The organism is Paenibacillus glacialis, from assembly GCF_001637205.1.
Classification (GTDB): Bacteria; Bacillota; Bacilli; order Paenibacillales; family Paenibacillaceae; genus Paenibacillus_AQ; species Paenibacillus_AQ glacialis.
Genome location: NZ_LVJH01000010.1, coordinates 23042 through 46679 on the forward strand (window position 1 = coordinate 23042; position 23638 = coordinate 46679).

Annotated in this window: 23 protein-coding genes and 1 pseudogene; 17 read left to right on the forward strand and 7 right to left on the reverse strand. The window is 40.1% G+C overall.

The features are described 5' to 3' along the window. Positions 1–98: 98 nt before the first annotated feature. Positions 99–911, reverse strand: a complete 813-nt coding sequence (gene thiD, locus PGLA_RS08090; protein ID WP_068531421.1) for a bifunctional hydroxymethylpyrimidine kinase/phosphomethylpyrimidine kinase — start codon at positions 909–911, stop codon at positions 99–101. 247 nt (positions 912–1158) lie between these two features. Here thiD and PGLA_RS08095 point away from each other — a divergent pair, with 247 nt between their 5' ends. Then, positions 1159–1563 (forward strand): CidA/LrgA family protein, encoded by a 405-nt coding sequence (locus tag PGLA_RS08095; RefSeq protein ID WP_068531423.1) that lies wholly within the window; start codon positions 1159–1161, stop codon positions 1561–1563. Beyond that, positions 1563–2249 (forward strand): LrgB family protein, encoded by a 687-nt coding sequence (locus tag PGLA_RS08100; protein WP_068531425.1) that lies wholly within the window; start codon positions 1563–1565, stop codon positions 2247–2249. Before PGLA_RS08095 ends, PGLA_RS08100 begins: the two co-directional genes overlap by 1 nt. Here PGLA_RS08100 and PGLA_RS08105 read toward each other — a convergent pair. Continuing rightward, positions 2246–2566, reverse strand: a complete 321-nt coding sequence (locus PGLA_RS08105; protein ID WP_068531427.1) for an iron-sulfur cluster biosynthesis family protein — start codon at positions 2564–2566, stop codon at positions 2246–2248. The two genes, PGLA_RS08100 and PGLA_RS08105, sit on opposite strands and share 4 nt — an antisense overlap. A 440-nt stretch (positions 2567–3006) precedes the next feature. Here PGLA_RS08105 and PGLA_RS28840 point away from each other — a divergent pair. From PGLA_RS28840 to PGLA_RS08125, 5 genes and pseudogenes are all read left to right on the forward strand, one after another. Then, positions 3007–3173 (forward strand): annotated as a pseudogene (locus PGLA_RS28840) (catalase); the annotation flags it as partial. 192 nt (positions 3174–3365) lie between these two features. Next, the gene (locus PGLA_RS08110; protein WP_068531429.1) at positions 3366–4400 is read left to right on the forward strand and encodes a TIR domain-containing protein; all 1035 of its coding nucleotides are present in this window, start codon (positions 3366–3368) and stop codon (positions 4398–4400) included. After that, a complete protein-coding gene (locus tag PGLA_RS08115; RefSeq protein ID WP_068531431.1) occupies positions 4393–4644 on the forward strand; it encodes a hypothetical protein in 252 nt (83 codons plus the stop codon). The genes PGLA_RS08110 and PGLA_RS08115 overlap by 8 nt, the downstream gene beginning before the upstream one ends. 169 nt (positions 4645–4813) lie before the next feature. Further along, complete coding sequence (locus PGLA_RS08120) at positions 4814–5440, forward strand: SGNH/GDSL hydrolase family protein (RefSeq protein WP_068531433.1); 627 nt, start codon at positions 4814–4816, stop codon at positions 5438–5440. Between the two features lie 69 nt (positions 5441–5509). Then, positions 5510–6538 carry a Gfo/Idh/MocA family protein gene (locus PGLA_RS08125; RefSeq protein ID WP_068531435.1) on the forward strand — a complete coding sequence of 343 codons (1029 nt, stop codon included), beginning with the start codon at positions 5510–5512 and terminating at the stop codon, positions 6536–6538. 98 nt (positions 6539–6636) lie between these two features. Here the strand turns inward: PGLA_RS08125 and PGLA_RS08130 are convergent, their stop codons facing one another. Together PGLA_RS08130 and PGLA_RS08135 are read right to left on the reverse strand one after the other, a co-directional pair. After that, the gene (locus tag PGLA_RS08130; protein WP_084410850.1) at positions 6637–6882 is read right to left on the reverse strand and encodes a helix-turn-helix domain-containing protein; all 246 of its coding nucleotides are present in this window, start codon (positions 6880–6882) and stop codon (positions 6637–6639) included. A 454-nt stretch (positions 6883–7336) separates the two neighbouring features. Next, positions 7337–7981, reverse strand: coding sequence for a metal-dependent hydrolase (locus PGLA_RS08135; RefSeq protein WP_068531437.1), 645 nt, complete (start codon positions 7979–7981; stop codon positions 7337–7339). A gap of 232 nt (positions 7982–8213) precedes the next feature. Here PGLA_RS08135 and PGLA_RS08140 point away from each other — a divergent pair, with 232 nt between their 5' ends. After that, complete coding sequence (locus tag PGLA_RS08140) at positions 8214–9299, forward strand: DUF4349 domain-containing protein (protein ID WP_068531439.1); 1086 nt, start codon at positions 8214–8216, stop codon at positions 9297–9299. 83 nt (positions 9300–9382) lie between these two features. On the opposite strand, the gene PGLA_RS08145 is transcribed toward PGLA_RS08140, so the two are convergent. Next, positions 9383–10633: a methyl-accepting chemotaxis protein gene (locus PGLA_RS08145; RefSeq protein WP_068531441.1), complete on the reverse strand. Its 1251-nt coding sequence runs from the start codon at positions 10631–10633 to the stop codon at positions 9383–9385. Positions 10634–10894: 261 nt separating this feature from the next. After that, the gene (locus PGLA_RS08150) at positions 10895–12049 is read right to left on the reverse strand and encodes a foldase protein PrsA (protein WP_068531444.1); all 1155 of its coding nucleotides are present in this window, start codon (positions 12047–12049) and stop codon (positions 10895–10897) included. Positions 12050–12448: 399 nt separating this feature from the next. Here PGLA_RS08150 and PGLA_RS08155 point away from each other — a divergent pair, with 399 nt between their 5' ends. Then, on the forward strand, positions 12449–13492 hold the full coding sequence (locus tag PGLA_RS08155; protein WP_068531445.1) for an AI-2E family transporter: 1044 nt from the start codon (positions 12449–12451) through the stop codon (positions 13490–13492). A gap of 123 nt (positions 13493–13615) precedes the next feature. Here PGLA_RS08155 and PGLA_RS08160 read toward each other — a convergent pair whose 3' ends face one another. Beyond that, complete coding sequence (locus PGLA_RS08160) at positions 13616–14065, reverse strand: hypothetical protein (protein ID WP_068531446.1); 450 nt, start codon at positions 14063–14065, stop codon at positions 13616–13618. Positions 14066–14216: 151 nt separating this feature from the next. Here PGLA_RS08160 and PGLA_RS08165 point away from each other — a divergent pair, with 151 nt between their 5' ends. From PGLA_RS08165 to PGLA_RS08200, 8 genes are all read left to right on the forward strand, one after another. Next, a complete protein-coding gene (locus tag PGLA_RS08165; RefSeq protein ID WP_068531447.1) occupies positions 14217–15305 on the forward strand; it encodes an FUSC family protein in 1089 nt (362 codons plus the stop codon). A 351-nt stretch (positions 15306–15656) separates the two neighbouring features. Then, positions 15657–17486 carry an adenine deaminase gene (locus PGLA_RS08170; RefSeq protein ID WP_068531449.1) on the forward strand — a complete coding sequence of 610 codons (1830 nt, stop codon included), beginning with the start codon at positions 15657–15659 and terminating at the stop codon, positions 17484–17486. A 227-nt stretch (positions 17487–17713) separates the two neighbouring features. Then, positions 17714–20065, forward strand: a complete 2352-nt coding sequence (gene helD, locus PGLA_RS08175; protein WP_068531451.1) for an RNA polymerase recycling motor HelD — start codon at positions 17714–17716, stop codon at positions 20063–20065. 240 nt (positions 20066–20305) lie between these two features. Then, on the forward strand, positions 20306–20740 hold the full coding sequence (locus tag PGLA_RS08180) for an SRPBCC family protein (RefSeq protein WP_068531453.1): 435 nt from the start codon (positions 20306–20308) through the stop codon (positions 20738–20740). Between the two features lies 1 nt (position 20741). Beyond that, positions 20742–21119 carry an ArsR/SmtB family transcription factor gene (locus PGLA_RS08185; RefSeq protein WP_068531457.1) on the forward strand — a complete coding sequence of 126 codons (378 nt, stop codon included), beginning with the start codon at positions 20742–20744 and terminating at the stop codon, positions 21117–21119. A gap of 116 nt (positions 21120–21235) precedes the next feature. Beyond that, positions 21236–22438 (forward strand): bacillibactin exporter BcbE, encoded by a 1203-nt coding sequence (bcbE, locus tag PGLA_RS08190; protein WP_068531458.1) that lies wholly within the window; start codon positions 21236–21238, stop codon positions 22436–22438. 87 nt (positions 22439–22525) lie between these two features. After that, on the forward strand, positions 22526–22924 hold the full coding sequence (locus PGLA_RS08195) for a nitrous oxide-stimulated promoter family protein (RefSeq protein ID WP_068531462.1): 399 nt from the start codon (positions 22526–22528) through the stop codon (positions 22922–22924). A gap of 278 nt (positions 22925–23202) precedes the next feature. After that, on the forward strand, positions 23203–23604 hold the full coding sequence (locus tag PGLA_RS08200; protein WP_245699767.1) for a ribosomal maturation YjgA family protein: 402 nt from the start codon (positions 23203–23205) through the stop codon (positions 23602–23604). The last annotated feature ends 34 nt before the right edge of the window (positions 23605–23638 follow it).

Consider the following 23638-nt stretch of genomic DNA (forward strand, 5'->3'; position numbering starts at 1 on the left):
AACATGATCATTACATAGTGATCTTTCAAAATGAAAATGGAAGTCCGGAGGGTAATATTCGCCTTCTGGACTTCCATTGTTTGCTATATTACAATTTCCTACTGCCCTAAACGGTAGCCACCATGAAAGACAGGTCCTACATATTCATTGAACGCAAAACCGTTTCGAATGGCAGCCAAGACGAAATCTTTGGCTTTCGCAACTGCTTCGTCAACCGTTAGTCCATTAGCAAGACCGCCAGCAATCGCTGCTGCAAAGGTACAACCTGCTCCATGATTCGTAGCAGGTTCAATTTTGTCTGCTGTAAAGACCGTATATTCAGATCCGTTGTAGAAGACATCTATCGCTTGATCTCCGTCCAACGACTTACCACCTTTTACTACGACATTACTTGCTCCTAGTTCATGAATAAGGCGAGCAGCTTCCTTCATATCTTCAATCGTAGAGAGTTTGCCAAGACCTGACAAGACACCTGCTTCAAATAGATTAGGCGTTACTACGGTTGCTAATGGCAGCAGCAAATCGCGGATCGCATGAGCACTCTCAGGATTCAGAACTTCGTCTTCGCCTTTACATACCATGACTGGATCAATGACTACATTACTCTGGCGATTATCCTTAATGGCTTGTTCAGTGACACGTACAATTTCTACACTTCCGAGCATGCCAGTCTTCATAGCATCAACAGGTCCACCTGCAAAGACGGTCTTCAGTTGTTCCGCGACAATAGCAGCATCAATTGGATAAACATTGTGGTGCCAGCCGTTGTCCGGGTCCATTGTAACTATGGTAGTCAAGGCGCTTAAGCCGTAGGTTCCATATTCCTCAAAAGTTTTCAAATCCGCTTGAATGCCTGCGCCTCCGCTAGAGTCACTTCCGGCAATAGTTAAGGTTTTAATGATGTTAGTCAATGGTAACGTCTCCTTTATCCTTATCTGAATGGTTAAAACGCGATGTGCATTGATTATAACAAAAATTCGTACTAATTTAACCCTTAGAGCAATCAAAATGTCATTTTAATTGATCGACAATGAATATTACATACAATTTTCATAAAAACCATTGAAATAATTATGAAAACTCTGTTAGTCTGTTAGAGTTCGTGTCTTTTAAAATATAAGAAATTATACGTTTAATTAATGAAGGGACTTCAACATCATGAAAATCATTCGAATCATTGTTCAGGTCGGATTGTTATATTTGTTTTATTTGGCAGGAGACTATGTACAAGGGCTACTTCATCTCCCGATTCCGGGAAGTATCGTAGGGTTGCTATTGCTTTTTGTGTTGCTATTATGCAAGGTAGTGCCTGTAAGATGGATTGAGCAAGGTTCAACCGCTATTCTATCGTATCTTCCGTTATTTTTCATTCCTGCGACGGCAGGTATTGTAAATCACTTGGGCATATTCAGCGGAAGAGGCCTGCTACTGATCGTTATACTCATCGTAAGTACGGTACTGACGATTGGAGCGGCTGCACATTCCAGTCAATGGTTGGCAAGATGGAGTAACAGCAATAGAAGCGGAGTAAGTGAAGTCAGAGCGAAGGGAGAAGAACTATAATGTCATTAACTGCAGTAATAATTGTTCTTATTAATGTAAGCATTTATGTTGTGATGTCCATGATTTATAGACGTGTTCACATTCCCGTGCTTATGCCTGCGCTAACCGCTTCTTTTGTTGTTGTTGTCCTGCTGTTGTATTTTCGGATTCCCTATGATACTTACATGATCGGTGGCCAATGGATTAGCCAACTACTGGGGCCGGCTGTCGTCTCATTAGCCTATCCTTTATATAAGCAGCGCCACGTGCTCCGCCGTAATCTTCTGGCTATTCTAGGAGGAACACTTACGGGCCTACTTGTAGGGATGTTCAGTGGAATATTTCTGGCGATTGCCTTGGGATTCCCGAAACTATACGTTCTCTCTTTATTACCTAAATCCATTACTACACCAGTAGCCATTCAAATATCGCATAATCTTGGTGGTGAATCGTCCTTAACCTCGGTATTTGTGATGATTGCCGGATTTACGGGCGCCATTGGCGCACCTTATATCTTAAAGCTATTCAGAATTAAAGGTAAGACCGGTCTTGGTATAGGCCTCGGGACGGCTTCGCACGCGCTCGGTACAGCCAAAGCGCTCGAATACGGTGAGGAGTCCGTTTCGATGAGTTCTGTAGCGATGACCGTATGTGCGATAGCGGGCTCATGCGTAGCTCCCTTGATTACTTGGTTGCTGTATAATTAAACGCGCATATCTCTAGTCTTAAGGTTAGTATTGTAAATCGTTGAATCACTGGATAATTTAAATGAAGGGAAATTAGGTTCCACATCAAGTAACAGGAACTCTTCATAGAAAATCTGATGATTCGTGTTAATGATAAATGGAAGAGAGCCAGCATCAATTTTGACATCTCCGTTGTCTGGTTCGCTTTTGATCAATAATACGGATATTCCATCACAGCCGCAGTCTTCCGTATCATAAGTAAGCCTGAAGTATCCAGGCTGATCACCGAGGGCATCTTGTAATTTCTGTTCAGCTAACGTTGTTATTGTAATCTTCATAGGATATTCTCGCTCCTCATAAAAAATATAGTGGAAGTCCATTATACTATAGTATTGGTTACATAGCGTATGACAAACGAAAGTGATTTTGACATTTCATTGATTCTTTAGCTTCTTACATTAGGAATGAATATTCATTCCTAATTCATATAGATTTTAAATGGAATGGAAATAGAGGTTCCGCCAACATGTCACAATATGTTAGCGGGACCTCTATTTGCATGATGTGTTACGTAATAAGTAACTATGTTCTTTCGGTTTGTAATACCCTCAGCTACAGTGCTGTAACCGAGTAACATGATGCGCACATCAGCATCGCGCAAAATGCTGATCAGGTTCTGATGCTGTTTACGGTCGAGTACCGAATCATTCGTAGATATCGCATAAATAAAAGGGCGATGAATTAATGGTCTGGATCCTACCTCTCAACAGATCCACGAATGGTCTCGGGTGAAGACGATACAACGCTGACAAATCGTCAGGGGCATCCAATCGATAATAACCAGAGTATGGTACAGTGGGTAGTCGTGGTCCTACGCCACTAGAGAACCACCGCTTTATCGAGAAGATTACTCATTTTGATAGAGAACGCGTTCCAGAATTGGTAAAGAAAATAGAGTCTGTCTGCGCTCGGATTACCCCGAAGAGACAGGCTCTCTTTCGTATGTCCCTAGCTTTGAAGTTTATGAGGACTTCATTAAAGGATAAGAAAACCCTTTCAAGCACAAACTTCCCTAAAAAATGGTAATAATGTATAATGGGTGATAGTGAATTTCTTTAATTTCTCATAAAGGAGAACATGCCTTTGCCTACCAAAAGTATAAAACCTAATTTATTCATTGGATCAGCAAGAGAATCCATAAGATATGCTAGTGCGATTCAATCGCAAATCGGCAGATTAGTTCAAGTTACACCTTGGTTTGCAGGAACCTTTGGTGCAAATGAGTATACGATGGAATCATTAGAACGTATTTTAGATCAAAGTGATTACGGAATATTTGTATTTTCTCCAGATGATGTGGCACTTATTCGTGGCAAACATGTCTTCATTACAAGAGATAATACAATATTTGAAATGGGTTTATTTTGGGGGAAACTAAGAAGGAATCGTGTATTCTGTATGGTTCCACAAGAAGTAATACAAAGGGATGATCTCATTACTGGAGTTAACATAGATCAATTCCATTTGCTCTCGGATCTTGCAGGTTTAACAATTTTGGAATATGAATGCCGTAATGATCGTAATTATGAAGCAGCGGTTACTGCCGCTTGCATTAAAATATTGGATGTTATTGAACGTGAGAGGCATTATATAGATCCATTTCTCCTCCTTAAACAAAAGGAAGAGGAATTACAACGAAAGCAGAGCATTCTTCATTTTTTTTGGGAGTTCAATCGTAATGTTACGGTTCCAGAAGAACAGAAATATCACGCATTAAGCGAAGCAGTTCGTAATTCGTTCATCTCTCCAGTCAACTGTCGCGTCACGGGTGCGGCCTTCTGGCAAAAGAAAGGGAATGATGGAATTAGACAAGTCGGAGGGAATGTAGGGAGAGGTCGATTTTATTCATTTAATGTTCAAGAATTGGATGAAATGTCACAACCAATTTATGTGCTTGATGTATATAATAGTGGTAAGTGGACGTTCTTCAAGCGCAAGGAAGTTGCGGACGTATATGTGCTATGCTATCCTTTAGGTAGAGAACATGTTCTCTCCGTACACATTTCGGGTGTTGAAATGATACCTGAAGACAATTTGGAAGATATTGTAACTTTTAATGACGAATTACTTCGTACCATAAGGCATTTAGTTGGAGGGGAACACAATGAATAATAACGACAGCTTTCGTCAATCTCATCTAGATTTACCCGCCAAAGGACCTTGGGTTGTGAAGTATGAAACAATTAGAAATGCAACCGTAGCGAGAGGGAGAACCATATCTCGAGCCAATCGGATGAGTGCCCGTAAATTTGAAGGTGGAGCACTGTTTATAGGTCCTTCTGTTGAAGGAAGCGATAAAGAGTATGTTAAAGTGCTTAGTGGGAATGTAAATGACCACAAACCTTCGTTTGCGTAATAGATCCTGACCTAAGAAAGTTCCTGGGGTACTCCCAAGGACTTTTTTTTTAATGTGCAGATTTGTTTTATATCCTTCAAATAAGATAACTTTAATAGACGGTTTAGTAAGAGTAGAATAAACTAGATGGGCATCAAGAATACATATTCTTAAGGGAGTTGAAATTTAGGTGTTTACGATTGAGAATAATGGAACTATTCTTTTTCAAGGAGATAGTGTCACGGATTGTGGGAGAGACTATTCGAACAAGGGAAGCTTAGGCTCTGGGTATGCTTTACTAACTGCTGCTGAAATGGGTCGTAAGTATCCAAACAAGAATATTAACTTTCTTAATCGAGGAGTCAGCGGTAATCGTGTGACTGACCTTAATCGTAGATGGGATGAAGATTGTTTGCAGCTAAACCCATCGTGGGTGTCGATTTACATCGGTATAAACGATGTTTGGAGACGCTATGACGATAATGATCCAACCTCTGTTGAACAGTTTTATGAAGGATATCGTAAATTGATTGAACGAACCCATGAACATACAGATGCCAAATTGATTTTGGTGGAGCCATTTTGCTTGCCTGTACCGGAGGATCGTAAGGCGTGGAGGGAAGATTTAGATCCCAAGATCCAGGCGATTCGTGTGTTAGCACGTGAATTTCATACACTGTATGTCCCACTGGACGGGTTGTTTGCGTCAGTAAGTACACAGATTGATCCTGCGTACTTTGCGGAAGATGGCGTACATCCGACACCCGCAGGTCATGCACTTATTTCTAAGGCTTGGTTGAATACGATACATGCTTAACACTTACGTATATCACTAATGATCATGACATTACTAACAAGATTCAACAACAAAGGAGAGTATTAGTTCATGAGTAAATTTAAAGTAGGTATTATTGGATGTGGAAACATTTTTCCAATGCATGCTATTTCAATACAGTTATCTGATGTTGCTGAGTTAGTCGCGATATGTGACATCAAGGAAGATCGCGCTAAACAAGCTGCTGAGAAACATAATTGTAATTTCTATACGAGCTATGAAGAAATGTTAGATAAAGAAGAAATTGATGTTGTTCATATTTGTACCCCACATTATTTACATGCACCTATGACGACTTATGCGGCTAGCAAGGGCAAGCACATACTGACAGAGAAACCTATGAGCATAAGTACAGAAGACGCTCGCGAAATGGTGGCACTATGTGAGAGTAATGGCGTAACACTGGGAGTCATATTTCAAAATCGCTATAATCCAGGGTCACAGCTGATTAAGAATGCTATTCTAGATGGTAGCCTTGGACAAGTTCTCGGAGCCAAATGCTCGGTAACTTGGAACCGTTCTGACGAATACTATAGCCTAAGCGATTGGAAAGGGACATGGGAGAAGGAGGGGGGCGGTGTACTGATTGACCAAGCCATTCATACGATGGACCTGATGCGCTGGTTCGTAGGAGAGGAAATTGAGTATGTTGATGCTCAAATGGGTAACCGTGCTCACGAATCAATCGAGGTAGAAGATAGTGTTGAGGGTGTTATGAAGTTTAAGAGTGGGATATTCGGTGGATTCTTCGCTGTAAATTACTACAGTTATGATGCTCCAGTAGAAATTGAGGTTCATTGTGAGAAGGGTATCGCTAAGATGGTCGCTGAAAAGGCGATGATTAGATACAATGATGGAACCGAAATTACTAAAGATAAGGATCCAAATGAAGTGGTAGATTATGGCCAAGGCGTGAAAATGTACTGGGGTGTTAGTCATTTGAAACAAATTCGTGATTACTATGAAGCCCTGAAGACTGGTGAAGTTCTTTATATTGACGGCAAAGAAGCGCTCAAGACTCAAGAAATGATTGCAGGAATTTATCAATCAGGCAAAGAGAATAAGCGCATTTATCTGTAGTGATGTTCTATCCTCTCCGAATCTCATGGTTACTAGTTGAATACAATAAGCTGTCGCTATAGCGACAGCTTATTTTTGTTAATAAAAAGATTGAACTCTTATTCTGGATACCCTTGTAATGGTGGATCAACGGTGTTCTGAGATAACGGCTTTCTTCCGATTAAATAATCAAGGGAAACTTGAAGTATGTCGGCAATATGTGTAAGTGTGTCAAAGTCCGGGTTTCTTCGACTTTTCTCATAGTGCGACAATGCCCCTCGGCTGATACCGACAAGGTTAGACAATTCTTCTTGCGTCAATCCTTTCTGCTCTCGCAATTCTGCAATTCGATCCCCAATCTTCATTCATCTTCCTCCCTAAACATATCAACCATAATAATCAATAAAGGCATAAAAACAATTTGACATGATATTTGATTTGATACATATTGTATCGTTAATCAACAGCGTAGTTTGATACATTTTGTATCATTATAACTTTAAAGAGCTTCGATATACAACTAGCTTCTAGAAAAAAAGAAAAAGTAAATTGAAAAATAAGATTTTCTCATAGATTTCTTTAGAGGAAAGAACATACTTACGAGGTGATCGTGATTATTTGTTCGTCGGGGGCGGGTCATGGGGGAATGAGGTTGATATGAGAGTGAATCCGAACTAGGGAGCTTATAATGCTGAAGGTGAACCTTAGTCCACATGTAACAAAGAAATTGAAATTTATTTTAATGGGTTAAAGGCGGTCGCATACGGTATCCACACACCGTTCTGCGACCGTCTTTCTTAGATCACGCTGTTTATGACATTACAGCCGTAGCTTTATTGATCTCTTATAAAAGGGATACAACCATTTCACACCTTGTGGTGTTAACGTATCAGCGAGTAGATGGGAGAGATAGCTGGTCGTTGATACAGACATTAAGCCTTTAACTTGTAACTGTTGTTCCATTCCATAACTTATGATTCCCCATAAACATAGAGCCCACACCGTGTGGGTCATGCCTCGATGTTTCAACCATGGTGCCCAAGCTATAAATAAACCGAGTCCGATTAACCAGTTCATATGGAAAACCCAGCCCCCATACATGATTAATCCTCCTATTGCACTGACCAGTGCATTTCGAATCAATCCTTCCTTGGTAATGAAACCAAAAAGTAAAGCAATCAGACACACAATGGAATATTCGGGGTAGAAAGACTGCTCAGATAGAAATAGAAAGGTTAACACGGATACGAGTAAGACGCCAACCCAGACAAGGAATTGACGAAGTTGTCTAGACACTTTACCAATCTTGGAGCTTAGAATACTGGGTCCATCTAGATCTGCACTGAGAGCAGAAAAGGCTGATACTGCAATATAAATAGCTGCATTCTGTATCGTAAATGGATAATACATGGCAGCAGCAACACCGATAACTGTTCCAATAGCAAGATGTGTAGTACCTTTCATAGGACCTCCTGTGACTTACGAAGTTGACTGAGTTATAGCGATACAAACATATGTTTGCTGTATTATTATACACGCAGATCCTTCACACAAACAAGAAGCATTGTTATTTAAATTCATTTACACGCAACCTTCCAAGTATTGTAAACGTCTTTAAAGAAAGCATCTAATTTCGGTTCTCTCATTAGAATCGGAAATAGCTGAGCAAATATGAAAGGAAGCGGGTGGGAATAGCATGCGTAAACGGGGGTTTATTTGCATTCTGTTATTATCAATGTTACTAAGTAGTTGTTCTGGTTCAGCATCCAATGCTAACCAATCTACAGCAAAGGCTGGGTCACCAATCAATGTGGGAATGGAGGAATCCTTATCTGAGGATAGTGGTACAGCCGAATCACCAGCAGAGCTTCCATCGGATCAAGAAAATACAATAATATCAGAGAAGGATCTACAGAGTGTAACGACATCAACGTCTGCTGTACCTGTCGAGCAACTAAAGGGATTTAACGGTGCTTCAACTGCGGAGGCTTTGAATAAAAAACTTATTTACACAGCCAATCTTGTGATGCGCGTCAAGAATTACGCAACGGCACAGTCCGAAGTGAGGAATTTGGCATCCCTCTCAGGTGGATATATTGTGGAGTTCTCAGAGGATCAATCGACACAAGAGGTTGGAGGCACATTTGTACTTAAAGTCCCAGTGAATGGTTTCTCATCTTTATTAGACAATATAGAGAAAATAAAGCATGAATCATTACAGCAAAGTATTAAGGGTCAAGACGTATCAGAGGAATATGTAGATCTGGAATCTAGACTTAAAGTTAAAGAGCTTATGGAGAAGCAGTATACAGAGTTTATGAAAAAGGCAACGAAGACGGACGAGTTGGTCTCTTTTGCAAATGAGCTAGGTAAAATTCAGGAGGATATTGAACTAGTTAAAGGGAGGATGCGATACATAAATAACAATGTATCCTACTCTACGGTCGAGATTCGATTGTATCAACAGGACGGGATAGTAGACCCAGCCTTAATTAATGAAGAGAAGGCACCTCTATTCGATCGAGCTAACGATGCGCTAAAGGGAACAATCAATGCTCTAACAATCTTGTTTCAGTGGATAGTCGTTATTCTGTTTGGTGCTTCACCGATCATACTTGTTGCTATTATTGTATGGATAGTTCTGTGGTTGATACGGCGAAACAGAGTAGAGAAGAAAAATGACCATAATCGTATTACTCACTATCGGCCAGTCATAGAAACGGTTGATGAACATGAGATTAAGATTAATAATGTTCAGGATTCTTCGGACGATCTAAAGTGATTGTAAGTGATCAAGAATGTGAATCATGCTAAAACAACAAACAAAGAGACCCATTTACTAAACGGGTCTCTTTGTTTGTTATTTTAAAATTTGAAAATCTGAATTGTTTTCTGAAGTTGGAAGACAGCTTTATTCATAATCTCTGCCTCTTCAGCTACAGTTTGGATTGTGGACATCTGATCGTTCATGGATGCAGATACTTGTTGCGTACCAGCTGCAGATTGTTCAGTAATAGCTGAGATATTCTGAATTGAGGAAGAAATCTTACGGGCACTTTCCAACATGTTGTCGCTTTCATTGGAGAAGGCTGCGATTTGTTCGGAAATGTACTGAACGCTTTGTATAATTTGGGTAAATATTTGTTCAGCCTCATGGATCATTTCATTCTGCTGACTTACGATTTCTTCGTTGATAAGAATATTCCCGATGGCTAGCTGTATATCGTCTTCTATATTTCGTACTAAACCAAAAACCCCCTGCGTGGAAGTTGCTGACTCTTCAGCTAATTTACGCACTTCTTGAGCTACAACGGCAAATCCTCTACCATGTTCTCCAGCACGTGCTGCTTCAATGGAAGCGTTGAGGGATAGTAGATTTGTCTGTTCTGCTAAATCAGAAATAGACTTTGTAATTCTAGAAATACGCTTTGCGCTCCTGGATAGGGCATCAATGGAATTGGAAACCTGTTGAGTGGCGTGAATATTTTTTTTCATGCCTTCAGATTGTTTTGCGACGGATTCACGACCGCTTTCCACGAGTTGTAGGGTATGTATAGAACGTTCATTCATAGCTTTAGTTGAAAGAGTATAATTACTTACCTTTTCTTCAATATCCTGAATGGACTCTGTCATACCTGCAATATCTTGAGAAATTTCATTGGCTCCGACAGCTAGTTCATGCGAAGAATGAGCAACTTGTGTCATGACTAGTTTTAGTTCTTGATTCTTGTCTGTAATACCTCGGCTTGTTCCCATGACTTGTTTCGTAATGCCAGAGGCATCAGTTAGTATCGTAGTGAGTTTATCAATCATACTATTGAAGGACTGATTCAATGCGGTCATGGAACCTGTTTCACTGGCCCGTTCCGTAAAATCACCTTGGGCAATACGGGAAGTAACGATAGATATCTCATCAAAAGATGATGACAGCGCTTTCTCGATAAAGCGTGAAAGAGGGTATGTAAGAGCTAGGAGTAACACAATTAATATAATTCCAACAAAAATCTTTCCTATAACAATAAAGGTAACAAAGACAGGAAGAGAGAAAAGAGCAGCAACAAGGTAACATCCAGCGATAACTTTTTGGTGAAGTGGAAGTTTAAATAGCCAAGACATAGTAAGCATCCTCCTAATTCCTAATTCATGTAACTTCTTGTCTATATATTATCATTATATAGGAGAAAGAGTCTACATCATAGGTCTTAATAATTATTGCCTCAGGGATATAAGACCTATATTTGATTCCCTACATTTAATGAAAGAAGGCAAATGTGAGCATTCTCTTAAGTATCAGTATCACATTGGCATCAATAAAGGAATGAAAATAGAAAATAGACCGTATGGAGAATACCCCATGCGGTCTATTTATTGGAATATTTATTTTACTGGTGTTTCTACTGCTTCTGTTGCAGGTACCTCTTCTTTTTCCAATGTGTTCTTGATGTCGGCCTTTTCTTTGATCGTAGTCAACCAAGTTGAAGATAAAGTTGTAATTTGTTGACTTGTTAACAGCTCTTTAATCTCTGTTGATTTCTCTTCCAAAGTTGCTTTGTGTGCATCTTTGTGATCAGTTGCTTTAATGATATGGAATCCGCCACTTGATTGGACAACGCCACTTAGTTGGCCTTTATCTAGAGCGAAGGCTGCATTTTCAAAATTCTCGTCACCAACTGCACCCCGAGCGAAGAAATCCATATCTCCACCCTTCTCTTTGGATCTTGTATCCAAAGATTTAGCAGTGGCAAGGGTAGCGAAATCGGCTCCACCTTTAAGTTCCTTCAAGATACTTTCCGCTTCTGCTTTAGTAGCAACTAGAATGTGCGAAGCTCGTACCTGTTCTGCTGTATCAAATGCACCGACATTTTCTTCGAAATATTTCTTGATATCAGCATCAGTTACCTTCACTTGTGGTTCTACCAATTTACGGATTTTTACCTGAACACTCATTTCTTTCTTGAGGTCTTCCAATGTCATGCCAGCTTGAGTAAGGGCTTGATTGAATGCTTCTTCAGTTCCAAGACTCTTCTTAAGAGATTCTAATTCCTTAGTCTGATCTGCATCAGTAACGGTGATATTCGCTTTTTTGACTTCTTGCTCAATAAGTTCCTCAGTAATAAGGTTTTCTAGTGTTTGAGCACCACCAATCGTAACCAATTGGTCATACAGTTTGTCCTTAGTAATATCTACGCCATTTACGGTAGCTACGGCTTTATTACTTCCACCGCTAAAAGGCGGTTTAATAAGGACGATAACAAGTGCGACAGCAAGTACAAGTGAAAGCCCCATCCATATCTTACTGTTCCCACTTGATGTTGGAGTAGGAGCAGAAGCATTGTCTGATAGATTCTGTGCATCTAGCGATGGAGGAATAATCGTATCCTCTTTCAAGTCAAGTGGCTCTGAAGTTGGAATGTTCGTCGATTCGCTTAACTCAACTACACTTTCATTATTCGTGTTATTGTCTAAGTTCGATTCTTCTGGTTTTACTTCGGATGATTCATTTCCTGGATTTCCTAATTCTTTGTCAGTCATTTACTTCAAATCCCCCTTTAATATATGCGCGCTTACTAGATAGATTGCACTAAAGTTTGCGCTCACAAGTTCAATCATTTCTAAGAGAATCATGAATATGGGGGTTCGTCTTTAGTTCAATCTATATAGATACCAGTGTATCAGAAGTTACGAATTCAATCCTTAAGAGTTTATAAAAATGTTTTGTATATTTTTAAGGGGATTTTAATTTTTGATGGAATGAGATAAGCTAAATTCCCAAATTGGTTATTGTATCGTGCGTCAAATATATTTTCAGGTATGATCACACTTTTCAACAGTATGAGTCTAATGATACAATAGACCATAGTGAATTGAAGTGAAGAAGACGTTACCTATATTTTAAAAAATACCTTGAACACTAGGAGCATAACCATACTGATGACATCCTTTAAAGAATCTCTCCAAAGCCCGCCAGTTAGAAGGATAGTGGTTCTAACAACGCTGGTCTTAGCGCTTTACTTATTTAGAAGTATGATGAACCTTTTATTAATCACGTTTATCATTACTTATCTGGTTAATCGACTTCATTCTTTTCTCACCCAACAAGTTAGTAGTCGTTTTAAAATTAATGGTATAGCAATGATTGTTATTCTTTATGCTCTAGTTCTAACCGTTTTAACAGTAGGTACATATAATTATGCTCCTAAGGTCATAACGCAGCTTAATGATCTTGTAGCACAAGTGGTTTCTTTTTATAGTAAATCCTTTGAGCCAACGGATAATAAAGTGATGAATTATTTAATGGAGTCTCTCCGTAAGATTGATGTTGCGAGTTATGTGGATCAAGGCTGGAGTATTATTATGAAGACAGTCTCTAATATAGGCGCTTGGAGCTTTAACATTGGAATTGCTCTTATTATGAGTTTGTTTTTCATGCTAGAGAAGGAGAAAGTTACGCAGTTCAGTGCTAAATTTAAGGATAGCAAATTTTCTTATTTCTATGATGAGTTAGCTTACTTTGGTAAGAAGTTCGTATTCTCATTCGGTAAAGTGATTGAAGTTCAATTCCTGATTTCCATCATCAATTGCATTATTTCAACACTATTTCTCTGGATTATGGGATTCCCTAACTTGTTCGCTCTAGCAATTATGATCTTTCTGTTAGGGTTAGTCCCTGTTGTAGGTGTCTTTGTCTCATTAGTCCCTTTGTGTGCTATTGCCTTTAAAATGGGTGGAATCATCAAAGTAGTGTATGTGCTTGCGATGGTTGCGGCATTGCATGCTTTTGAAGCCTACTTTATGAATCCTAAATTTATGTCCTCCAAAACGCACTTGCCTATCTTTTATACGTTTACCGTTCTAATCGTGTTTGAACACTTTTTAGGCGTATGGGGACTTATTCTTGGAGTGCCAATCTTCATGTTTGTTCTGGATTTACTTGAAGTACCCGTGCTGGCTCCTGACAAGAAGAAATTATCATAATTTCAAAGGAAACAACAAAAATCCTAACTACAAAGTTAGGATTTTAAAGTTTTAGCGCCTATTCAAATTGTGTTTGAGACGGAATGCAAACTATTTAAAACTTGGTTTGATAAATCTATCAGATTAAAGGTGTGAAAAAGTGCCGGGCATTCGTTCATGGTGATTGCCAGGTTTATGGTTCAGAACGTTCTTCAGCTTGTCAGGTAATTTTTTCTTGATTAGTGCACCTTGTTCTTTACTTATCTTACCCGATTTAATGGCTTCGTCTATCTTCTTGAACTCAATGTCACTTAATTTTTGGAGGAACGTTTCTTCGCTCCAGCCCTTTTGTGTTTGTGCGATTTGAACAAGGGTCTTTCCCTTTTGCCATTCTTTTAATAAATCCTGACGTTCCATGCCAAGTAATTGAGCTGCATCTCTTGTGATTCCACCGTGTTGATGATGTCGGTGTTGTCTATTATGATGGGAGGGTTCCATAGAAGGAACAGCCGGATCTGCATAAACGATTTGTGTTCCGCTCACGATAAGACCAACGATCACCGATGATAATGCTAGTTGAGTAATGGTTCTCATGTTTCATTTCACCTCATTCATACTTTTGTTTTCCAGAATTAGTATGAGCAATCTTTTAGATTTCATGCATAATAGCACAACAAACGCTATTGAAACATTTTTCCGTGAATCGGGTAATACATTTATAACTTATTGTGAAGGAGAGTTAGCTATGACTTTTGGAGCGCGTATGCTAAAAACAGGGATTGCGGTAACCCTTGCGCTATATCTTAGTTCTTGGCTTAATCTAGCCCCTTCCGTGATTGCTGCTGTGGCTGCTATATTCGCTATGCAACCTTCGATTTATCGTTCGTGGCGTTATTTTTTGGATCAAATCCAGACCAATACGTTGGGCGCAGTTATTGCGATGCTTGCGGGTTATTTTTTCTCGAGTGAGCCGATTGCGGTTGGACTTGTTTGTATTCTAGTCATAATGATCTGTCTGAAACTTAATATGGGGGACACGATTGGGTTGACGTTAGTTACTGTAATTTCCGTTATGGAAGCCTCAGGACAGTGGGATTTCGCTTTGAATCGATTCTCACTTAGTATTATTGGGATCGTTTCGGCCTTTTTAATAAATATATTAGTCATTCCACCGAAACCAAAGCAGCAATTGTATGGACAGATTCATGGTATCTTTGATCAAATGTCATTATTGCTCAGGACATCAATTACAGATGAAATGAAAGAAAATATATTTAGAGATGAAAAGAACAAATTGGAAGGTGACATAAGAGCCCTCTCTGATAAGTATGTATTGTTTGAAGAAGAACACAAGAAAATGAAACGGAACTCATTCAATGAAAGCAGGCATTTAGTTGTGTATAAGCAAATGCTTCATGCATTGGAAAAGGGCCGAGAAGTACTGGAAACGATCGAAGATCATTACTTCCAATCGGAACGAATATCGAATACGGACCAAGATTTCATCGTAGAAATTGAAATGTTAACGAAATTTCATGAACATATTCTACTTAAATTCGATCATAAGCTGAAGCCCAATACGACAGAAGCTTTATTGATGGAAGAAAGTAGTGATGAATTTATCAAAGGAACCCTTAAGTGTTATATCGAACAAGAGGGCAAAGCATCATACCGACTAGCAATTGTAGCTGCATCGATGTATGACTATGGGCTTCAATTAAATAGGCTTAATCGGCTAGTAGATAACAATCACAGATATGATGAGGATAAAGATGAGGCTAAATCGAATTCGGTAAGATGGTGGAAAAAGTTAAACAAGCTATGGAAAAGATAGAAATATGCTACCTTGATCGTTTAAGGTAGTCTTTTTTTCAAATATAAGAAAGGATGAGTTTCATGATACTCTACTTCTTATATTTCTGAAGAGACGGACGCCCATCCATAAGGGACGGTGTAGCCGTGTCTTCTTGAAATGACGGATTGTCAGGCTAACTGGGGGAAATAATACTAATATAAGTTGGGCCTCCTAATGTAATAATATGTAACGCTAATCATGCCGTTTGAATTGATTTTCTTGATTTTATGAAATATTAATTTACGTTATGGTGACATGCATTTATAATACATAACAAGCTTATAACAAATTTGATGTTTATTACATCATGAGATTTTAGGAGGGTTTAATATGACACAATTATTTCAATCGAACAGATCGACTTTAGCAGATTGTATGCCTGAGCTTGTAGCCACAGCTCGTGGGGATCTTAAGGCGACGCTAGCGGTGGTCAATGTTAAACTAGTGAATGTTGTTTCTGGGGAAATACTACCTGGAATGTCGATAGCGATACAGGGTTCAAGAATAGCATATGTCGGTAAGGATATTAGTCATGCCTTGGATGAGAACACTATTGTAATTGATGCAAAAGGCAAATACGCAGCTCCCGGTCTTTTAGACGGGCATTGTCATATTGAAAGTACCCAGCTTACCGTTACGGAGTTCGCAAAGGCAGTACTTCCGCTTGGTACAACTGGAGGTTTCTTCGATGCGCATGAAATATCCAATGTAATGGGTCTTAAAGGTCTGAGGTTTATGTTAGAAGAAGCAAGAACCACGCCTCTTGCAGCCTATATGCAGGTGGCTTCATGTGTTCCTTCAACTCATCCTGGACTCGAGACAACTGGAGCGTTCATTGGACCAGAAGAAGTAGCTGAAGCGCTAAGTTGGGGCCCAGATATGATTGGATTAGGAGAAGTGATGAACTTCCCTGGTGTTGTCTATGGTGACGACAAGATGATTCGCGAAATTCAGGCGACACTTCGTGCGGGGAAATATGCTGATGGTCATTTCACATGGAAGTCGGATGACTGGCGGCTGCCGGTATACGCGGCTAGCGGAGTGAGTGGAGATCACGAATGTGTGACTAAGGAAGATGTTATTGAACGCATCCGACTTGGGATGTATGCCAAAATGCGCCAAGGATCTGCTTGGCATGATGTGGCAGAGACGATTAAAGCTCATACCGAAAGTGGCATAGATACAAGACGAATGATGCTAGTAACGGATGATCGAAGTTCTGAATCTCTACTGAGAGAAGGGCATATGAATTTTGTAGTGCGCCATGCCATTGCCCAAGGTGTTAAACCTGTGACGGCCTTCCAAATGGCAACCATTAATACGGCTGAACGGTTTGGAGTTGCCAGAGATATTGGATCTATCACTCCGGGTTCATGTGCAGATATTATATTACTTGATGGGAATTTAGCTGATGTTGATGTGGTGTTGACCATTGCTTCAGGTCAGGTTGTTGCTGAGAATGGCGTCATGACGACGACATGGGAAGGGTATAATATTCCTAAGGAAGCTTTCGAGACCGTTCATATTGGTCGCCAATTGGTTGAATTGGATTTCCAAATAGTGGCTCCTATAGCCGACGGTGGTCTCATTGTTAAGGCGATTGAAGTCGTTGAGAATCACGTGGATACTCGTGAAAGGAAAGTCCGAGTTAAAGTAGAGAATCATCATGTGAATCTTGATTCAACGGACGATCTATGTAAAATGGGTGTATTTGAACGGCATGGATTAAATGGAGGACATGCACTTGGTATACTGAAGGGACTTGGTTTGAACATTCCAGCAGCAATCGCAATGACAGTAGCACATGATAGTCACAATTTGACGGTTATTGGAAATGATGATTTACTCATGGCTAAAGCAGGAAACCTCGCTGCAGATATGCAGGGTGGAGTAGTTATGGTGACGGAAGATGAGATCACGTCATTTCCACTTCCTATTGGCGGGTTGATGTCACCAGAACCGTTCGAGACGGTGGCACTTCAGTCAGAGGCCATAAGTCATGCATTAATACGGGCGGGTTGTACTCTTAATAATGCGTTCATGACTTTATCATTACTTGCACTTGTCGTTATTCCGGAAATTCGTATGTCGGACAAAGGATTAGTACGGATCTCGGCGGACGGGATTGACATTGTTCCTTTATTTGATGCCGTTGTATGAGCATGAATAGATAAGAATATAACATGGTTACACAAGAAACGGATATCATCTATTAAAAGATGATATCCGTTTGAAGGTTACATATGATGTTATTTGATTTCTATTTCGTAGATTGCTACAATAGATCGTATTATGTAATTGGAATAAAAGCATATAAATTCAAAATATTACTATATTATAGCATGGTTCAATAATATTGTCAAACCAAGCAAGGGGATGAAACGATCATGGGCACGAGCGATCAGGAATGGCGTGACGAACAGCACCGAGTCGATGAAGTAACGACCAAAGTTACACGTAGAATTGAGAAACTTCAACGAGAAGTAGGAACTGTACGCGGTGACGTCGTAGATTTGCGTAAGGAGTTCTGGGACGAAGTAAGAGTAAATTTTAGTAGTTCGGATGACTTAGGCGAAACTTCTACCAGTCTTCGGCAACAGTCTCAGGTATTATCAGAGCGAGAACGGAGTCACCTTCAGTCCTCGGAGTCTCTAAAGAAAATGAAGTTACTTGTTAGGTCTCCTTATTTCGGACGGATTGACTTTGAAGAAGATGGATCGAATAACAATGAAACGATTTACCTTGGTATAGCTTCATTGTTGGATGACGATGATGAGGAATTTCTTGTATATGACTGGCGTGCGCCAGTATCAAGTCTATACTATGATGGTGCACCGGGACCGACTAGTTATGATACACCTATGGGCGAGATTAATGGGGAAATGAAGCTTAAACGGCAGTTCGTCATTCGTAACGCCCAAATTGATGTCATGTTTGACACTGGCGTGACGATAGGTGATGAGCTACTTCAACAGGTGCTTAGTCACAGTGCTGATAACCAAATGAAGAGCATCGTAGCCACGATTCAAAAGGAACAAAACGCGGTAATTCGTAATGACAAGAGTCGGATGTTGGTTGTTCAGGGTTCGGCTGGTAGTGGTAAAACATCTGCTGCTCTACAGCGTGTTGCCTACTTACTTTACAAATATCGTGCGATCTTGAAAGCAGATCAAGTTCTTCTCTTCTCGCCAAATCCTCTGTTTAATAGTTATGTGTCTTCGGTTCTTCCGGAGCTTGGGGAAGAGAATATGCAACAAACAACCTTTCAGGCCTATTTAGACTTTCGACTAGCCAAAGAATTTGAACTTGAAGATATATTTACACAAATGGAAACTATGCTACAGACAGACGAGGGACACTCACTTGAAGTAAAGAGGGCATCCATAAATTTTAAATCTTCTCCTGCATATATAGAGGTCATTACCCGGTACAAGGGGTATTTAGAGTCTCGCGGAATGATGTTTAGACCCATTCAATTCCAAGGAAGAATGATTATATCTTCTGATACGATGAAGGAGAAGTTCTATAGCTTTGAACCCAGCGTGGAGCTCGCGAATCGCATTGAATTGATGCGGGAATGGATGCTGAAGGAATTGTCAGTATTCGCTAAAAAGGAGAGAGAGGCAGCTTGGGTGGACAATCAGATTGATCTGCTAAGTGCTGATGAGTATCAGAAAGCGTATACTCATGTTCGACGGAAACAACATAAGAAGAAGGATACCTTTGATGATTATGAGAAGGAGCGGGATCTACTAGCTCGTATGATCGTGAATGAATGGCTTAAACCCGTTCGTAAATGGATCAAACGCAAACGTTTCGTGGATGCAAAGGGATTGTATCGTGAACTATTTCTCAACAACGAACTTCTTCAAGTCGTTAGCGGGCAGAGTTCGTTACCTGTATTTTGGGATGAAATTAGCGAAATTACGGTAGCTGACCTTAAGAAGGGTAAGTTATCATATGAGGATGCGACACCCTATCTATATTTACAGGAATTGGTCAAAGGCTTCCAGACGAACAGTGCGATTCGGTATGTGTTCATAGATGAAGTACAGGATTATGCTCCCTTCCAACTTGAATATTTAAAAAGATTGTTTCCGCGCGCCCGCATGACAGCACTTGGTGATTTGAATCAAGGGATTTATGCACATGCATCAGTGCTTGATAGTATGGAATCGCTTCAGCAATTGTACGGTCCACAGCAGACAGAAGTGATATCTCTTATAAGAAGCTACCGTTCAACCTATGAGATTGTGGATTTCACCCGTAGTATGATGCCTGGTGGGGAAAGAATTGTCCCATTTAATCGCCAAGGTGATAAACCGATTGTTGTAATTGAAACAGATCGAGATCAACTTCATCAGAAGATCATTGAAGATATTAAAGCTCTAAATGACCAAGGTTATGAACATACAGCGATTATTTGTAAGACGCTTATGGAGAGCGAGCAGGTGTATGAAGCTCTTAAGGACCATCTGACGCTGAAAAAAGTGACGAAGACAACACCATCTTTTGTAAAAGGGACCTTGGTTATTCCGTCGTACTTAGCTAAGGGTGTTGAGTTTGATGCTGTAATAATATATAACGCCTCCAATGAGTTATATGCTCGTGAGAGTGAACGGAAACTATTTTATACGGTTTGTACACGTGCTATGCATCTACTTCATATGTACAGTCTTGGAGAACCGAGTCATTTCATTACAGATGTAGGTTCAGAGAAATACGTCTTGATAAACTAAACCCTATGAGGGGTAAGAAATATCAACGTTTTCTTGAGAAGTAAGGTTATGTTTGTGAATGATGCGATCTTAGAGTAAATGCTAGGTGGTCCCGCGAGGCCACCTTTTTCTGCATATATTTGTTTGCGGTATGCTCGGGAAGTTTTTGAGATATGCTAACAAGCGTGGACTTGTGTTTGACATGAAACCAAATGGTATCGTAATTACAGAATAGAAATATACATTAATGGAGGTCTTTAAATGGAAAACAAACATATACAAGCAACAGAGGACATACCGGATATTGTACAAACCCTTATCCTTAAGGCTTCGATTCAAAAGGTGTGGAACGCTGTTGCGACTGCAGAGGGAATAGCGGCATGGTTCATGCCAAATGATTTTCAACCGATCGAAGGTTATGAGTTTCATTTGGAAGCAGGACCTTTCGGTAAATCGCCTTGTAAAGTAACAGTTATTGATCCGCCACACAAGCTTTCCTTCAATTGGGGTAAAGATTGGGCAATAACGTTCGAGTTAGTTGAGTTGGAGGGTACAACAGAATTTACACTCACTCATTCAGGTTGGGATGCAGATAGTATTACTGAATTTGGAGAGACACATGCCATTGTACGCGAGAGAATGGCGAATGGATGGGTTGGATTGGTGGATTCGCTTAGAAAGATTATTGAGGTCTAAGATGGCTGAGTCCGCATCTAAGCATGATGTATTTCAAGCAATCGCCGACCCAACACGCCGCAGGCTACTGCGCTTGCTCGGTGATCAGGAGATGTCGGTAACCATCATAAGCGGGCATTTTACAATGAGTCGTACAGCTGTGTCCAAGCATCTAAGAGTGCTTGCCGACGCTGGACTGGTAAAAGATCAGAAGGTTGGCCGAGAAACGCGTTATAGATTAGATCCTGAGCCACTACTTGAACTTAAGAAATGGCTTTCAAACTACGAACGCTTCTGGGAGAATAAATTATCCGTACTTAAGAGGTACGTCGAATCGGATGACCCGGCTGTTATGGAATCATTTCTACCACTCCGGACATATAAGGAGAACGAGAAATAGGCTCTTTGTGAGAGCCTATTTTTCAATCTTCACCCTTTTAAATTGGTAATATGAATATGACTGGAACAATTAAACCACAATAGGTATGTCTGAAGTACCCTAAAGGTGGTTTAAGAATGAAGAATAAGAAGTGGGACTTGGTTGCACTTGCCTCCATTCCGCTCATCATGACGCTTGGTAACTCCATGCTAATTCCTATTTTACCGCTAATTTCACGGGAACTTCATGTTAGTTCTTTCAAAGTAAGTATGTTAATTACGGTGTATGCGATTGTGGCTATACTATTAATTCCTATTGCGGGTTATCTGTCTGATCGGTTCGGTAGGAAAAAAGTTATCATTCCAAGTCTAATCATTGCTGCAGTGGGGGGAGCGATCTCTGCGATTGCAGCATGGCTAACGGCTGATATGACAGCTTACTGGATCATACTTGGGGGGAGATTTCTTCAAGGAATCGGCGCAGCGGGAGCATTTCCTATTGTTATCCCATTAGTGGGAGATATGTTTGACCAAGAGGAAGAGGTAAGTAAGGGCTTAGGAATTATTGAAACCGCGAACACATTGGGAAAAGTCATTAGTCCGATCTTAGGAGCGGCACTCGGGATTGTGTTATGGTACTTACCCTTTATTAGTATCCCGATACTCTGTATGATCTCGTTAGTGCTCGTCATATTTCTTGTCCAATCTCCCAAAAGGGACGCGTCCGACGTATCTTTAAAGAAATTTCTATTGGGAACGAAAGATGCGTTGAAGGAAAAAGGCCGTTGGTTATATGCCATTTTTGCTGTAGGTTGCATCTGTATGTTTATATTGTTCGGAGTGCTCTTCTATTTATCAGATACCCTAGAATCGAAATATAAACTTGATGGAGTTCTCAAAGGATTGGTGCTGGCGATTCCACTTGCAGTTCTTTGCTTGAGCTCCTACATCGGTGGGAAAGTGATTGGACAGGATAAGAGCCGCATGAAATGGATCGGGTTCGGTGGGATGGCGCTTATAACCATTTGTCTAATCATTACTGGCTTTAGTAGTCAGATTGTGTTTGTGATTAGTCTGTTTTCTCTTTGCGGTGCAGGAATAGGAATCGCTCTTCCTTGTATGGATGCGTTAATTACGGAAGGAATTGAGAAAGAACAAAGAGGGACAATTACATCCTTATATAGCAGTACGAGATTTATCGGGGTATCTCTTGGTCCTCCAATCGTATCATTGTTACAGAATGTGAATCACTGGATCCTGTTTAGCATTATGGCTGCGCTTGGAGGAATAGGTGGGTTGCTGATCTTGATTGCGATCAAGCCTTCAGAGGAGAAAGCTTAGAATCGCTTAGGTGAGATATATGTAATATTATAACGATATAATTTAGAAGTATAATAGCCTGGTTAACATGAAGAGAGGTGTATAACCATGGCTGAAACTGTGAAAACACATCAGCGGACTAAACCAACTAAAAACAATGGTCCACGTATTCTTCGGGAGAAAAATATCGTTGCTATCATGATCAACAAATATTGTGTGGGACATGGACATACTCGAAGCAAAAGGGTAGAACATGGCTCTGTTGAACTATGTGCAAATTGCTTAGAACTTCTTCAGTACAGCCATCTTCGCCTAGAACACTGTCGTTTTGGTGAGGAGAAAAAAACTTGTGGGCAATGCCCTATTCACTGCTATAAACCGGATCGGCGACTGCAGATTAAGACAGTTATGAAGTATGCTGGACCGCGTATGTTATGGAGTCATCCGTTTACGGCGTTAAGACATGCGATGGATGGAATAATTGGACCGAGAGAAAAACGCGTATAAGATAGAGAGATCGAGTCGTACTTAGGTGGATTGATCGTTTATAATCTAAGAGTCATGAGGTATGGATGATTGTTCCTACTAGATGACTCTTTTTCATTGTCGAAAGTGAGTTATGGATAGGTAAGCTTACATTTCATGTGGAAAAATCGTCTACTGATGATCATGAGCAGTTGCAAACAGTTCCGGCCAACGCTACAATGAACCCTTATATGTACATAAGAATTTGTTATTCAGACCAAACAAAAAAGTGAGAAATGTTAAGGGAGGATGACATATCATTGGCTTATTTGAAAGCTAGAGTAGTTTATATTATTGTATTCTTTACGGTAATCATTCTAGGGATTAGCTCGAGAGTTCTAACAGATGTAATACCCATATTTGTTTCAAGACATTTCGGAGATATCTTCTGGGCAAGTATGGTTTATTTCGGTTGTAGGATATTGCTCTTAAAACAAAGATTAATGGTGTCTGTGTATCTGAGTGTACTCTTTAGTTTTACTATTGAATTCAGTCAGTTGTACCAAGCAGAGTGGATCAATAGCATACGATCAACCGTGCTCGGAGCACTCATATTAGGAAGAGGTTTCTTAAGTGTTGATTTAATAAGATACATGGTAGGGATTGTGTTCTCTTATGTTATGGATTACTTCTGGATTAGCCATGTGAAAGAGAAGCATTAGAACAAAAAAATTAATAAGAAAGAGGATGAGACTG